Source organism: Pseudomonas sp. HMSC076A11 (assembly GCF_001810205.1).
In the GTDB taxonomy this organism is placed as follows: domain Bacteria; phylum Pseudomonadota; class Gammaproteobacteria; order Pseudomonadales; family Pseudomonadaceae; genus Pseudomonas; species Pseudomonas aeruginosa.
Genome location: NZ_KV800316.1, coordinates 110498 through 123474, shown reverse-complemented (window position 1 = coordinate 123474; position 12977 = coordinate 110498). Strand labels below are relative to the sequence as shown.

9 protein-coding genes and 1 pseudogene are annotated in these 12977 nt (G+C 68.9%); 2 read left to right on the top strand and 8 right to left on the bottom strand.

Annotation, left to right across the window (positions count from 1 at the left end; genetic code table 11):
- Nucleotides 1–11 precede the first annotated feature (11 nt).
- A complete protein-coding gene (locus tag HMPREF2716_RS22725; protein ID WP_003091607.1) occupies nt 12–866 on the bottom strand; it encodes an AraC family transcriptional regulator in 855 nt (284 codons plus the stop codon).
- Between the two features lie 66 nt (nt 867–932).
- On the bottom strand, nt 933–1520 hold the full coding sequence (locus HMPREF2716_RS22720) for a GNAT family N-acetyltransferase (RefSeq protein WP_003119682.1): 588 nt from the start codon (nt 1518–1520) through the stop codon (nt 933–935).
- Nucleotides 1521–1785: 265 nt separating this feature from the next.
- Here HMPREF2716_RS22720 and HMPREF2716_RS22715 point away from each other — a divergent pair, with 265 nt between their 5' ends.
- Nucleotides 1786–5265, top strand: coding sequence for a PAS domain-containing hybrid sensor histidine kinase/response regulator (locus HMPREF2716_RS22715; RefSeq protein ID WP_003117605.1), 3480 nt, complete (start codon nt 1786–1788; stop codon nt 5263–5265).
- Between the two features lie 7 nt (nt 5266–5272).
- Here HMPREF2716_RS22715 and HMPREF2716_RS22710 read toward each other — a convergent pair.
- Both HMPREF2716_RS22710 and HMPREF2716_RS22705 read right to left on the bottom strand, forming a co-directional pair.
- Nucleotides 5273–9619: pseudogene (locus HMPREF2716_RS22710) on the bottom strand (DEAD/DEAH box helicase).
- A 68-nt stretch (nt 9620–9687) separates the two neighbouring features.
- Nucleotides 9688–10071, bottom strand: a complete 384-nt coding sequence (locus HMPREF2716_RS22705; RefSeq protein ID WP_003091614.1) for a hypothetical protein — start codon at nt 10069–10071, stop codon at nt 9688–9690.
- A gap of 166 nt (nt 10072–10237) precedes the next feature.
- Here HMPREF2716_RS22705 and HMPREF2716_RS22700 point away from each other — a divergent pair, with 166 nt between their 5' ends.
- On the top strand, nt 10238–10525 hold the full coding sequence (locus HMPREF2716_RS22700) for a hypothetical protein (protein ID WP_003091615.1): 288 nt from the start codon (nt 10238–10240) through the stop codon (nt 10523–10525).
- 78 nt (nt 10526–10603) lie between these two features.
- Here HMPREF2716_RS22700 and HMPREF2716_RS22695 read toward each other — a convergent pair whose 3' ends face one another.
- The 4 genes from HMPREF2716_RS22695 to HMPREF2716_RS22680 form a co-directional block, all read right to left on the bottom strand.
- Nucleotides 10604–10933 carry a YnfA family protein gene (locus tag HMPREF2716_RS22695; protein WP_003111657.1) on the bottom strand — a complete coding sequence of 110 codons (330 nt, stop codon included), beginning with the start codon at nt 10931–10933 and terminating at the stop codon, nt 10604–10606.
- A complete protein-coding gene (locus tag HMPREF2716_RS22690; RefSeq protein WP_003091617.1) occupies nt 10930–11352 on the bottom strand; it encodes a hypothetical protein in 423 nt (140 codons plus the stop codon). Before HMPREF2716_RS22690 ends, HMPREF2716_RS22695 begins: the two co-directional genes overlap by 4 nt.
- A 232-nt stretch (nt 11353–11584) precedes the next feature.
- Nucleotides 11585–12397: an SDR family oxidoreductase gene (locus tag HMPREF2716_RS22685; RefSeq protein WP_003091619.1), complete on the bottom strand. Its 813-nt coding sequence runs from the start codon at nt 12395–12397 to the stop codon at nt 11585–11587.
- 125 nt (nt 12398–12522) lie between these two features.
- The gene (locus HMPREF2716_RS22680) at nt 12523–12822 is read right to left on the bottom strand and encodes a hypothetical protein (RefSeq protein WP_003091621.1); all 300 of its coding nucleotides are present in this window, start codon (nt 12820–12822) and stop codon (nt 12523–12525) included.
- Nucleotides 12823–12977 lie beyond the last annotated feature (155 nt).

Genomic DNA, 12977 nt, shown 5'->3' with positions numbered 1-12977 from the left:
GTGAGCTTGACTTATTCGTATGTCGTCAAGGACGAGCGCGCGCAGGCCGAGCGGTATTCACCCGGTGCCACCCCGTAGGCCTGCTTGAACTGGCGACCGAGGTGGCTCTGGTCGGCGAAGCCCAGCTCCAGGGCCACCTCCAGCGGCGCCCGGCCGCTCTTGAGCAGTGCCCTGGCCTGCTCCAGGCGGCGCTGTCTGAGCCAGGCGTGGGGCGGCATGCCGGTGGCGCGACGGAAGACCCGGGCAAAATGGAACGGGGACAGATTGACCGCCGCCGCCAGTTCCTCCAGCGAAGGCGGATCGAGCAACCGCGCCGCCAGCAGTTCGCGGGCGCGGGCCACCGCCAACGGCTCCTGCCCGGCCTTCGGCGCTTCTGGCAGGCGGGCGTGGCGACGGAACAGGGCGAGCATCGTCTCGCGCCAGCGGGTCTGGGTTTCCAGGCTGCCGGCATGCTCGGCCAGCAGGCGGTGCAAGTGGACGAAGGCGCGTGCCAGGGGCTGGTCGTGGATCACGCTGTCGGCGAAACGCGGCACGCCGCCATGATGGATTTCCAGCTCGTCGAGAATCCCGTCGATCTGTTCCATTTCCGGGTAGTAGCCGCGATAGAGCCAACCGGCATCATGGGCCTTGGAGCCGGTGTGCACTTCGTCGGGGTTGATCAGCACCATGCTGCCCAGCGGGGCCAGGTGCTCGCCGCCACGATGGCGGAAGCGCTGCGCGCCCTGCTCGATGATGACCAGGGCGAAGCTGCTGTGCACGTGCGGCGCGAAGCGCTGCTCCACATAGCGCGCGTGCAGCAGTTCGACGCCGCCCAGTTCGGCGGCGCGCCAGAAATGCGTGTGTTCTCCGCTCGTCTCGTCCGGCACTGCCGTCTCCTCGTTCGCCCGTCCGGACGGGCCGCCCAGCATACCGCAGGAGCGACGGAACCGGCTTCAGCCGGTGAAGCTGGCTTCCAGCGCCGCCTTGACCTGCGGCCATTCGTGGTCGGTGATGCTGTAGACGAAGGTGTCGTCTAGCCGCCCGCCGGCCAGCCGCCGGTGGTTGCGCAGCACGCCCTCGCGCTGCGCGCCGAGCTTGTCGATGGCGCCCTGGGCGCGCAGGTTGCTCGCCGCCGTGCTGAGCTGCACGCGGACCATGCGCAGGTTGTCGAAGGCATGCTTGAGCATCAGGTACTTGATCATGCGGTTCAGGCCGCTGCCGTGCTGGGCCTGGTCGAGCCAGGTCCAGCCGATCTCGCAGGCCGGCAAGGCGGGAAGGAATTCGGCGAAGCGCGTGGTCCCGACCAGTTGCACGCCGAGGCGGACGGCGAGCGGCAACGCCCTGCCCTCGCGCTGCTCGGCGAGGCTCTGGCGGTACCAGTCCGGCCGCGTCGGTCCGTCCATGTACTGCAGCGCCTCGCGGTTGGCTTCGGCGAGGCTCACCAGCTCGGGAATGTCCGCTTCCACCAGCGGCTCGAGACGCAAGGCTCCGCGCTGCAGGGTGATCGGTAGCGGCTTGAACATGGGCGCCCTCCTCGACATCGACGCAAAACTCCGCTCCCATCAGAGCGTAGCGGCCGCGTTTAGTGCCGCAGCCGAAACCGGCTACGATGAACGGACAGCCGGCCGCCGGGGCCGTCCGCGCTCACGCAGCCCGGCACGCTACCAACTCCGCGCGTCCGGCTCAAGCATGCGTGCGACCTTGGTCGCAGGCGGCCTGACGCGCGGGCCGACAAGTGCGAAACTGGCGCGAAAGCAAGACCCCCGCCTCACGCCAGCTTCACGCGGGGACATCATCGGAGTTCGCATGTCGCTGTCCATCGGGCTGATCGCCGTGGTCGCCCTGGTCTACATGGCCATCCTGTTCGCCATCGCCTTCTATGGCGACCGTCGCCGCACCCCGCTCTCACCCCGCCTGCGTGCCTGGGTCTACAGCCTCTCCCTGGCAGTGTACTGCACCAGCTGGACCTTCTTCGGCGCGGTCGGCCAGGCCACCGACCAGCTCTGGTCGTTCCTGCCGATCTACCTCGGACCGGTGCTGCTGATGCTGTTCGCGCCCTGGGTGCTGCAGAAGATGATCATGATCAGCAAGCAGGAGAACATCACCTCCATCGCCGACTTCATCGCCGCCCGCTACGGCAAGTCGCAGGCGCTGGCGGTGGTGGTGGCGCTGATCTGCATGGTCGGCGTGCTGCCCTATATCGCCCTGCAACTGAAAGGCATCGTCCTCGGGGTGAACCTGCTGATCGGCTCCGGCGCCGACTCCACCGGTACCCGCGCCCAGGACACGGCGCTGATCGTGTCGCTGGTGCTGGCGCTGTTCACCATCGTCTTCGGTACCCGCAGCCTGGATGTCACCGAACACCACCGCGGCATGGTCCTGGCCATCGCCTTCGAGTCGCTGGTCAAGCTCACCGCCTTCCTCGCCGTGGGCATCTTCGTCACCTTCGGCCTCTACGACGGCTTCGCCGATCTCTTCTCCCAGGCCCGCGCCGCGCCGCAGTTGGCCGACTACTGGGAAGAGACCGTGCACTGGCCGGCGATGCTGCTGCAGACCGGCGTGGCGATGACCGCGATCATGTGCCTGCCGCGGCAATTCCACGTCACCGTGGTGGAGAACATCGAGCCGCGCGACCTCAACCTGGCGCGCTGGGTGTTCCCCATCTACCTGGTGCTGGCCGCGTTGTTCGTGGTGCCGATCGCCCTCGCCGGCCAATTGCACCTGCCCGCCGGGGTAATGCCGGACTCCTTCGTCATCAGCCTGCCGCTGGCCGAGGCGCACCCGGCGCTGGCCCTGCTGGCATTCATTGGCGGCGCCTCGGCCGCCACCGGAATGGTCATCGTCGCCAGCGTCGCGCTGTCGACCATGGTCTCCAACGACATGCTCCTGCCGTGGCTGCTGCGACGCCGGGAAAAGGACACCGAACGGCCCTTCGAGGCCTTCCGTCACTGGCTGCTGACCGTACGCCGGGTGAGCATCGCGGTGATCCTGCTGCTCGCCTACGTGGCCTACCGCCTGCTCGGCTCCAGCGCCAGCCTGGCGACCATCGGCCAGATCGCCTTCGCCGCCATCGCCCAGCTCGGCCCGGCGATGATCGGCGCGCTGTACTGGAAACAGGCCAACCGCCGCGGGGTCTTCGCCGGCCTCGCCGCCGGCTCGCTGCTATGGGCCTATACGCTGGTCCTGCCGGTGGTGGCCAAGGGCCTCGGCTGGCCGCTGGAGCGCATCCCCGGCCTGACCTGGCTGGCAAGCAATCCCTTCGGCCTGCCGATCGAGCCGCTGACCCAGGGCGTGCTGATCTCGCTGGTCGGCAACTTCGCCCTGTTCGGCCTGGTCTCGGTGCTCTCGCGCACCCGCGTGTCCGAGCACTGGCAGGCCAGCCGCTTCATCGGCCAGGAGATCTCCCAGCGGCAGAACTCGCGCTTCATGCTCGCGGTGCAGGTGGAAGACCTGCTGATGCTCGCCGCGCGTTTCGTCGGCGAGGAACGCGCGCGGCAAAGCTTCATCCGCTTCGCCTACCGCCAGGGCAAGGGCTTCACCCCGAACCAGACCGCCAACAACGAGTGGATCGCGCACACCGAGCGCCTGCTCGCCGGGGTCCTCGGCGCGTCCTCGGCGCGGGCGGTGGTGAAGGCCGCCATCGAAGGGCGCGAGATGCAGGTGGAGGACGTGGTGCGGATCGCCGACGAAGCCTCCGAGGTGCTGCAATTCAACCGCGCCCTGCTGCAGGGCGCGATCGAGAACATCACCCAGGGCATCAGCGTGGTCGACCAGTCGCTGCGCCTGGTGGCCTGGAACCACCGCTACCTGGAGCTGTTCGAGTACCCGGACGGGCTGATCTACGTCGGCCGGCCGATCGCCGACATCATCCGCTACAACGCCGATCGCGGCCTGTGCGGGCCCGGCGATCCGGACATGCACGTGGCCAAGCGCCTGTACTGGATGCGCCAGGGCACTCCGCACACCTCCGAGCGGCTGTTCCCCAACGGCCGGGTCATCGAGCTGATCGGCAACCCGATGCCCGGCGGCGGCTTCGTCATGAGCTTCACCGATATCACCGCCTACCGCGAGGCCGAACAGGGCCTCAAGGGCGCCAACGAGTCGCTGGAACAGCGGGTCCAGGAGCGTACCCAGGAACTCTCGCAGTTGAACCAGGAACTCAGCGAGGCGAAGAGCAACGCCGAGGCCGCCAACCAGTCGAAGACCCGCTTCCTCGCCGCCGTCAGCCACGACCTGATGCAGCCGCTGAACGCCGCGCGGCTGTTCTCCGCCGCCCTCGCCCACCAGGACGCGCTGCCCGGCGAGGTCCGCGACCTGGTGCAGCACCTCGACTCGTCGCTGCGTTCCGCCGAGGACCTGATCACCGACCTGCTGGACATCTCGCGCCTGGAAAGCGGCCGGGTCAGCGCCGAACGCAACCCGTTCCCGCTGAACAACCTCTACGATGCCCTCGGCGTCGAGTTCAAGGCGCTGGCCCAGGAACAGGGCCTGCATTTCCGCCTGCGCGGCAGCCAACTGCGGGTGGACAGCGACATCAAGCTGCTGCGGCGCATCCTGCAGAACTTCCTGACCAACGCTTTCCGCTACGCCAAGGGCCACGTGCTGCTCGGCGTGCGCCGCGAGGACGGCTACCTGCGCCTGGAGGTCTGGGACCAGGGGCCGGGCATCCCACCGGACAAGCAGAAAGTCATCTTCGAAGAGTTCAAGCGCCTGGACAGCCACCAGACCCGCGCGGAGAAAGGCCTCGGTCTCGGCCTGGCGATCGCCGACCGGCTCTGCAAGGTCCTCGGCCATCCGCTGGAAGTACGTTCCTGGCCGGGCAAGGGCAGCGTCTTCAGCGTCCGCGTACCGCTGGCGCGGCAGGCGCCGCCGGCCCTGGCCAACGGCCACAAGGCCGAACCGGCGCAGGCGCTGAACGGCGCCCAGGTGCTCTGCGTGGACAACGAGGACAGCATCCTCGCCGGCATGAACAGCCTGCTCAGCCGCTGGGGCTGCCAGGTCTGGACCGCGCGCAGCCGCGAGGAATGCGCCACGCTGCTGGACAGCGAGATGCGCCCGCAACTGGCGTTGATCGACTATCACCTCGACGACGGCGAGACCGGTACGCAATTGATGGCCTGGCTGCGCACGCGCCTGGGCGAGCCGGTGCCGGGGGTGGTGATCAGCGCCGACGCGCGGCCGGAACTGGTGGCGGAGATCCACGCCGCCGGCCTCGACTACCTGTCCAAGCCGGTCAAGCCGGCCGCGTTGCGGGCCCTGCTCAGCCGCCATCTGAGCCTGCGCTGAGCGGGCCTCAGTGACGGCGGATCAGCAGCGCACGGATCTGCTGCGCGGTCTCGCCGTCGACTTCCGCGAGCATCCGCACCTTGCCGGCTACCAGCGCCGCCAGCGGCGCTCCGTCTCGATAGAGCAGGCGGTTGCCGGTCACCGCCGGCACCCGTTCGCCGGGTAGCAGGCCGCCGACCAGGTTCAACGGATCGACTGCCGACACCACCAGCATCGCCCCATCCGGCGGTCGCTTGCGCACCTCGCGCAACAGGCCGACCGCTTCCGCCAAGGCGAACTGCTCGCCGGCCAGGCCGGCGATGAAGCGCCCGCCGCGAATCTCGCCGCGCGCTTCCAGGCGATGGTAGACGCGCAGCAACTCGCGCCACGGCGGCAGCCAGTCGGCCTCGCGCTCCAGCAGGCGCCAGGCGACCACCCCATAGCGTCGCAGCAAGGTCCGGGCGACATGTTCGAGAACCTCCGCCGGCAAACGCTGCCCCGCCTCTTCCGCCTTCGCCCGGCGCAGCGGCGCCCAGCGCCCGGCGTCCTGCATGCCGCCCGGCAGGCCGCGCGAGCGGCGCTCCTGGCGGCTGCGCTTGTCCGCCGGCATCAGCAGGGTGCGCAGCCCGGCGAAGCTGTCGGCGTTGACCCGGCCGACCGAGACCAGCTCGCCGAGGGCGTTCTCCAGCTCGCTGCGCAGCAGGTGGGCATCCTGGCTCAGTTCGTCGAAGAACGATGCACCCTGCTCGCGCAGCACCTCCAGTACCCTGGCCGCGCGCGGCGACAGTTCCGGCTCCGGCGCGTCGCGCTGCAGGACGCTCCAGAGCCCCAGCTCGCGGCGCGGCAGGAGCACGATCGGCGCGCTGCGCAGCGGACCGCCGGCGGCCTTGCTGCGTCCGGCCAGGCGCGCCCAGACGATGCGTCCGGAACGGCACAGCTGGTCCAGCCAATGGCTGGCGTAGTCGGCCACCCGCGCTGCCAGCAGTTCGCTTTCCCAGGCGGCCGCCGCGGCCTGGAAACCTTCCAGTTGCTCGACCACCGTAGCCAGGGACTCCGCACCCCGGCCACGGGTGCCCGGCGCCAGGCGCTGCCAGTCGAACAGGAAACGCATGAAATCGGCGCGCTCCACCGGCTCGATTTCCCGGCGCAGGCGCTTCACCGTATAGCGATGGATGCGCGCCAGCAGATGGCGTTCGCACCACTCCTCTTCCGTCGCGCCAGGACTGAAGCGGCCACGCAGCACATAGCCTTCGCGCTCCAGGGCTGCCAAGGCGTACTGCTGGTCGGCCAGGCCGATGCCCAGGTCGGCCGCCAACTGCCCGGCCGTGCGTGGCCCGAAGCCACCCAGGCGGGCGCGGGTCAGCTCCACGGTCGCCGCTTCCGCCGAGTCCGGCGGCGGATAGCCGCGAGGCGCCTGGAAAGCGTCGGGCACCTTCGCCGCGGGATGTACCAGGCGCATCGCCGGCAGGCGCTCCGCCGCCAGCCAGAGAGTGCTGCCTGCGCAGTCCAGGCGTCCGGCGCGGCGTTGCTCCGACAGTTGCGCAAGCCATTCCCCCCAGCCCGGATTGGCCTCGGCCTCGCCCGAGGTGAGGAAGCCCAGGCTGTTCAGCGCCTCATGCATCTCGTCGGCGTTGCGCGCTTCCGGCCAGGCCTCGCCACGCACCGCCTCGATCGCCTCAAGGTCCAGGGCGCCGAGGTCGTCGGCGGACTCGGGATCGCTCCAGCGGCGATTCTGTACCGCCTGGGTACGCCGCTCCTCCAGCGGCGCATCGTCGAGATAGGCGTAGGGACGCGCGGTGAGTATCTCCGCCGCCAACGCCGAAGGCGCCGGCAGGTCGCGCGCCAGCAAGTCCACCGCGCCGCTCTCCATGTCGCGCAGCAGGGCCAGCCAGCCCTCGCAATCCATCGCCTCGTGCAGGCAGTCGTCAAGGGTCTGCGCCACCAGCGGGTGATCGGGCACCTCGCGCTCGCCGACGATATTCTCCAGGCACGCCACCTGGTCGGGGAACACGCTGGCCAGCAGATCCTCGCTCTTCATCCGCAGCAGTTGCGGCGGCACCTTGCGACCGCCGGCATAGCGCGGCAAACCGAGCGAGGTGGTCAGGTTCCAGCGCCAGCGCACGCCGAACAGCGGCGCGTCGAGCACGGCCTGTACCAACAGGTGCTCGGCGCTCGCCGAATGCAGGTAGCGCCAGACCTCGTCGAGGGGAAAGCTGTGGCTGGTGGACAGCGAGAGGATGATCGCGTCCTCGGTGGCCGCCGCCTGCAGCTCGAAGTTGAAGCTGCGGCAGAAACGCTTGCGCAGCGCCAGGCCCCAGGCGCGGTTGAGGCGGCTGCCGTGGGGACTGTGGATGATCAGTTGCATGCCGCCGGATTCGTCGAAGAAGCGTTCCATCACCAGCCGCCGGCTCCCGGGCAGGCCACCCAGGGCCTGGCGGGCGCGGGCCAGGTACTCGACGATCTGCCGCGCGGCGCCATCGTCCAGCCCGAGGGTGGCGCCGAGCCAGGCGATGGCTGGCTCCAGCCGCTGCCCTTCCGGCAATGCCTGGCCTTCGCCGAGCAGCTCGTCGAGGGTGTCGCGCAGGCGCGCCACGCTGGCCGACAGCTCGTCGCTGCGCCCCGGCGCCTCACCCAGCCAGAACGGAATGTTCGGCGGCTGGCCCTGGGCGTCCTCGACCCGTACCCGTCCCGGCTCGATGCGGATGATCCGGTACGAGGTGTTGCCCAGTTGGAACACGTCGCCGGCCAGGCTCTCCACCGCGAAGTCCTCGTTGACCGTTCCCACCAGCAGGCCCTGCGGCTCCAGCAGCACGCTGTAGTCGCCGGTATCGGGAATGGTCCCGCCCGAGGTCAGCGCGGTCAGCCGCGCGCCACGGCGGCCACGGAGCAGGCCGTTGAGCGCATCGCGATGGAGATAGGCGCCGCGCACGCCGAGGCGTGAGTGGTAGCCCTCGGCAAGCATCCGCAGGACTTCGTCGAAGCGCTCGCGCTCCAGCCCGGCGTAGGGTTCGGCGCGGATCACCAGGCGATAGAGGTCGTCCTCGCGCCACTCCTGGCAGGCCACTTCGGCGACGATCTGCTGCGCCAGCACGTCCAGCGGCTGGCGTGGCAGCACCAGGCTGTCCAGCTCGCCACGGCGCACGCTGTCGAGCAGCGCCGCGCATTCCACCAGGTCGTCGCGGGAGGTCGGGAACAACCGGCCCTTGGGGGTGCCGCCGACACTGTGCCCGGAACGCCCGACCCGTTGCAGGAAGGCGGCGATGGAGCGCGGCGACGACAACTGGCAGACCAACTCGACGTCGCCGATATCGATGCCCAGCTCCAGCGAGGCGGTCGCCACCAGTACCTTCAATTGCCCGGCCTTGAGGCGCTGCTCGGCATCCAGGCGCAGCTCCTTGGCCAGGCTGCCGTGGTGGGCCGCCACCTGGCGGCTGCCGAGGCGTTCGGCGAGGAAGCGGGTGACCCGCTCGGCCATGCGCCGGGTGTTGACGAACACCAGGGTGGTGCGGTGCTCGCCGGCCAGGTGCGCCAGTCGGTCGTAGACCAGCTCCCAGGTGTCGTTGGACATCACCGCTTCCAGCGCCACCGGCGGTACCTCGATGCCCAGGTCGCGGGGGCGCGTATAGCCGATGTCGACGATCCGGCAGGCCGGATCGCGCGGATTGCCGCTGGCGCCGACGAGGAAGCGCGCGACCTTCTCGATCGGTTTCTGCGTGGCGGACAGCCCGATCCGCAGCAGCGGTCGCGGACACAGCGCCTGCAGGCGCTCCAGCGACAGCGCCAGGTGGCTGCCGCGCTTGCTGCCGGCCAGGGCATGGATCTCGTCGACGATCACGCTGCGCACCCCGGCAAGCATCTGCCGGCCCGACTCCGAGCCGAGCAGGATGTACAGCGATTCGGGCGTGGTGACCAGGATGTGCGGCGGGCGCTTGCGCATCGCTCCGCGCTCGACCTGCGGCGTATCGCCGGTGCGCACCGCGCTACGGATATCGACGTCGGGCAGGCCGAGACGCGCCAGTTCCTCGCGGATGCCAGCCAGCGGTTGCTCCAGGTTGATGCGGATGTCGTTGGACAGCGCTTTCAGCGGCGAGACATAGACCACCTGGGTGGCATCCGCCAACTCGCCGCCGGCGGCCAGCCCCTCCACCACCAAGGCATCGATGGCGGCGAGGAAGGCGGTCAGGGTCTTGCCCGAACCGGTGGGCGCGGCGACCAGGGTCGAAAGCCCCTAGCGGATCGCCGGCCAGGCCTCCACCTGCGCCGGCGTGGGCGCGGCGAAGTGGCGTTCGAACCACTGGCGGACGACGGGATGGAACTCCGCCAGGGGCCGCGGAGCCGGCTCGGCGCGGCGGGCGGAAGAGGATGAAATAGGCATCATGCTCCGCACTATGGTGGCGCCGCGGGCGACTCACAAGCCCCGCCGATCGCCCGTCGGGCGCAGTTTCAGAGCCCGGCGACGAAACGGTCGAAGCGCTCGGCGTGCAGCGCTTCGCTGCCGTTCTCCTCGAGCAGCCGGCGAGCCTCGGCGGCCTTCGGCGTCTCGCCGCCGATCAGGCCGAGCAGGCGCTCGCCGCGCGGCGTGAGGACGAAGTTCTCGCCATTGCCGCCCTGCTCTTCCGGACGCGGCTCGATGAAGCCGCCCTCCAGCAGGATCGCCTCGTAGTCGGCGGCCTTCTGCTTCAACGCATCCATGTCGCCGACCCGCTGCCCGGCCTGGGAGCGTTCCTCGGCCAGGCGTTCGGCATGGGCGCGCGGGGCGAAGTTCTCATGGGCGGACTGCCGGACCTCCAGCAGCAACCGTTCGACCAGATCCCAATCGTGAGTCATGGCATACCTCCTGCGGCATAAGCAACGAGGGTCCTTCGCACCCTCTCTATGCGTGCGACCCGCAACCCGCCGCGAGGGTTCGAATCGGTCGCCGTCCGGCGTTGCGGCTGAACTTTGTCGGCTCGACCGGGCTCCACCGCTCAGGACCACCCCACAGGAGTACGCCATGAAACCGCTTTTCGCCCTCGCCAGCGCCTGCGCCTTGCTGGTCGCCACGCCGGTCTTCGCCTGTTCCGAAGCGGAGGCGGAAAAGATGGGCAAGGAAGTCGCCACCAAGGTCGCCTCGATCACCCAGAAGAACCCGCAACGGGCCAGGGAACTCAACGAGCAGTTGCGCCAGCGCCAGGAAGCCCGCTCGGAACAGAACCGGCCGAGCGATTGCGATGCCTACGCGCAGATGCTCAAGGAACTGGATCAGGAAAAAGGTGACGTACAGCGCAACACTTCGCAGTGATCCGCCGGTTCGGGGTGCGGCGGCCCGGGACGGCGGGGTCCGGCGCCCGTGACGGGCGCGCCACCCACCCCGCCTGAGTCACTGAGACAGGCGCGGGCCGAACAGCACGACGCTGGCACCGACCACGCACAAGGCCACGCCCAGCCAGTCGCTCCATAGCGGCCGCGAGCGCTCGACAAAAGCCAGCCAGAACAGCGACGCGGCGACGTAGATGCCGCCATAGGCGGCATAGGCGCGGCCGGCGTAGCTGGCCTCCACGCGGGTCAGCAGCAAGGCGAACAGGGTCAGGCTGAGCAGGCCGGGCAGCACCCACAGGGCGCTCTTGCCCAGCCGCAGCCAGAGATAGAAAGCGTAGCAGCCGGCGATCTCGCAGAACGCCGCGAGGACGAACCAGAAGTAGTTGATCACCGCCGCCCGCCCTCCCGCTCCCAGGCGCAGCGGACCTGCAGGTCGCTCTCCTGGGGGGTATGGAAGCCACGCTCGGACTCCCAGCGAAAGGTATGGCTGCCGTTCACTTCGGTCTCCAGGTGGACCACCGCGCTGGCCCAGTAGAGGCGCCTGAGCAACGCCTCGAACTGCTCGACCCACAGGCTCCACTCGTATTCGATGGCCTGGTAGCTGGCACCGAAGTGGATGATCTGGGTCTGGTAGAGCCCGGCCCCGGACTGCTCGCAGCGGCTGAACATCTCGCGTCCGAGGAACGGCCAGGCCTCGCCGCCCGGCAGGCTGTCCAGCACGCGGCGGTTGGCGGCACGACGCATGCGCCGCTCCATCGAATCGCCCGGCCAGTCGCGGATGCAGCCATAGACGATGGATTCAGACTCCACAGGGGTACTCCAGAACAGAACGGACTCGCAGAGGCAGCCTTCTAGCACAGGGCGCGAGGGCGGAAAAGCAAAAAGCCTCGCAAATGAGCGAGGCTTCTTGTGGGGTCCAACGTACTTCGGCAGGCAGGCCGGTGACTCAAGCTACTCGATCGCACCGCCTTGGGCAAGCACTATCTGCGCCGCACCGCAATGGTGCAAAGCCGCGCCCCTGCTGGCCTGCAGCCATTTCCACTCAGGCCTGGCGCTGACGCTTGGCCTGCATCTTGCCGGCCATCGCGGTCATCTCGTCATAGATCGCCTGGGGATTCTGCTGCTTGATCCTCCAGGCCATCCGCGCCTGCTCGTGGGGCAGGATCAGGAAACTGCCCTTGGCCACTTCGGCGTGGATGTAGTCGGCGATGTCGGCGGCGCTGATCGGCGAACTCTCCAGCAACTTGCCGACCTGGTGCTTCATCTCGGGGCTCGGGCCGCGGAAAGAGTCCAGCAGGTTGGTCTGGAAGAACGAAGGACAGACCACATGGACGCCGACCTCGACCAGCGCCAGCTCTACCAGCAGGCTTTCCGAAAGCGCCACCACCCCGGCCTTGGCCACGTTGTAGTTGCTCATCGCCGGGCCCTGCATCAACGCCGCCATCGAGGCGATGTTGACGATCTTGCCCTTGCTTCGCTCCAGCAACGGCAGGAAGGCCTTGCAGCCCTTGACCACGCCCATCAGGTTGATCGCGATCTGCCAGTCCCAGTCCTCCAGGGACAACTCGCCGAAGAAGCCGCCGGAGGCCACCCCGGCGTTGTTGACGATGACGTCGATGCCGCCGAACTTCTCCTCGCAGCTCTGCGCCAGCGCGGTCAGTTGACTGTAGTCGCGTACGTCGCAACGCTGGGTGAAGCCATCGCCACCCGCCTCGCGCACCAGTTTCAGGCTTTCCGCCAGGCCGGCCTCGTTGACGTCGGCCAGCGCCAGGCGCCAGCCGTCACGCGCCCAGCGCAGGGCGATTTCGCGCCCCAGCCCGGAGCCGGCACCGGTGATCATCATGCGGTTTTGCATAGGGGGTCCTGCCTTCCTGTTCGTGTGATGAAGGCCAGTGTAACCAAGGGTTTCAGCGCCCTCCGGCTAAATCAGGAAGCTGAATGCCTCGGGCAAACCCGGACATGCCGGGCCGCGCGAGGGGCTCAGGCGAGCAGCAGGACGCAGAGCTTGCCCAGGACCAGGGCGATGCCGCAGGAAACCAGCAGGTAGGAGGCGCCATCGAGACGCCGGCGGTACAACTGGGCGAAGGAACCCACGTGATGCTGCAGGACGAACATTCCCAGTGCCACCAGGATCGCCGGGATCAGGAAGACGAATTGCCAGAAGTGTTCGACCGCCAGCGTCGCTTCGCCGTCGTCCGCGAGCAGCAGGGCGCCCCCCAGCAACTGGCCCAGCAACAGCAGCCCCCCGACGCCAATACAGGCACGTCCCCAGCCGATCATCAGTCCCTCCCAGAGCGTTTCCGAGGGACCAGCATAGCCAGATGCCGCCATGCGATCTGTGCCCTGGGTCAAGCTGGGCGGCCCGCCCGGACATCCACCAGGCAATTTCATGACGCGGGTAACATCCTGCGGAAACGAGCCCCGCCCGCCGGACG

Coding starts and splice junctions, on each gene's coding strand:
- HMPREF2716_RS22705 (WP_003091614.1), bottom strand. CDS start 10,071: ATGACTCACGATTGGGATCTGGTCGAACGGTTGCTGCTGGAGGTCCGG.
- HMPREF2716_RS22700 (WP_003091615.1), top strand. CDS start 10,238: ATGAAACCGCTTTTCGCCCTCGCCAGCGCCTGCGCCTTGCTGGTCGCC.
- HMPREF2716_RS22685 (WP_003091619.1), bottom strand. CDS start 12,397: ATGCAAAACCGCATGATGATCACCGGTGCCGGCTCCGGGCTGGGGCGC.
- HMPREF2716_RS22715 (WP_003117605.1), top strand. CDS start 1,786: ATGTCGCTGTCCATCGGGCTGATCGCCGTGGTCGCCCTGGTCTACATG.
- HMPREF2716_RS22680 (WP_003091621.1), bottom strand. CDS start 12,822: ATGATCGGCTGGGGACGTGCCTGTATTGGCGTCGGGGGGCTGCTGTTG.
- HMPREF2716_RS22720 (WP_003119682.1), bottom strand. CDS start 1,520: ATGTCGAGGAGGGCGCCCATGTTCAAGCCGCTACCGATCACCCTGCAG.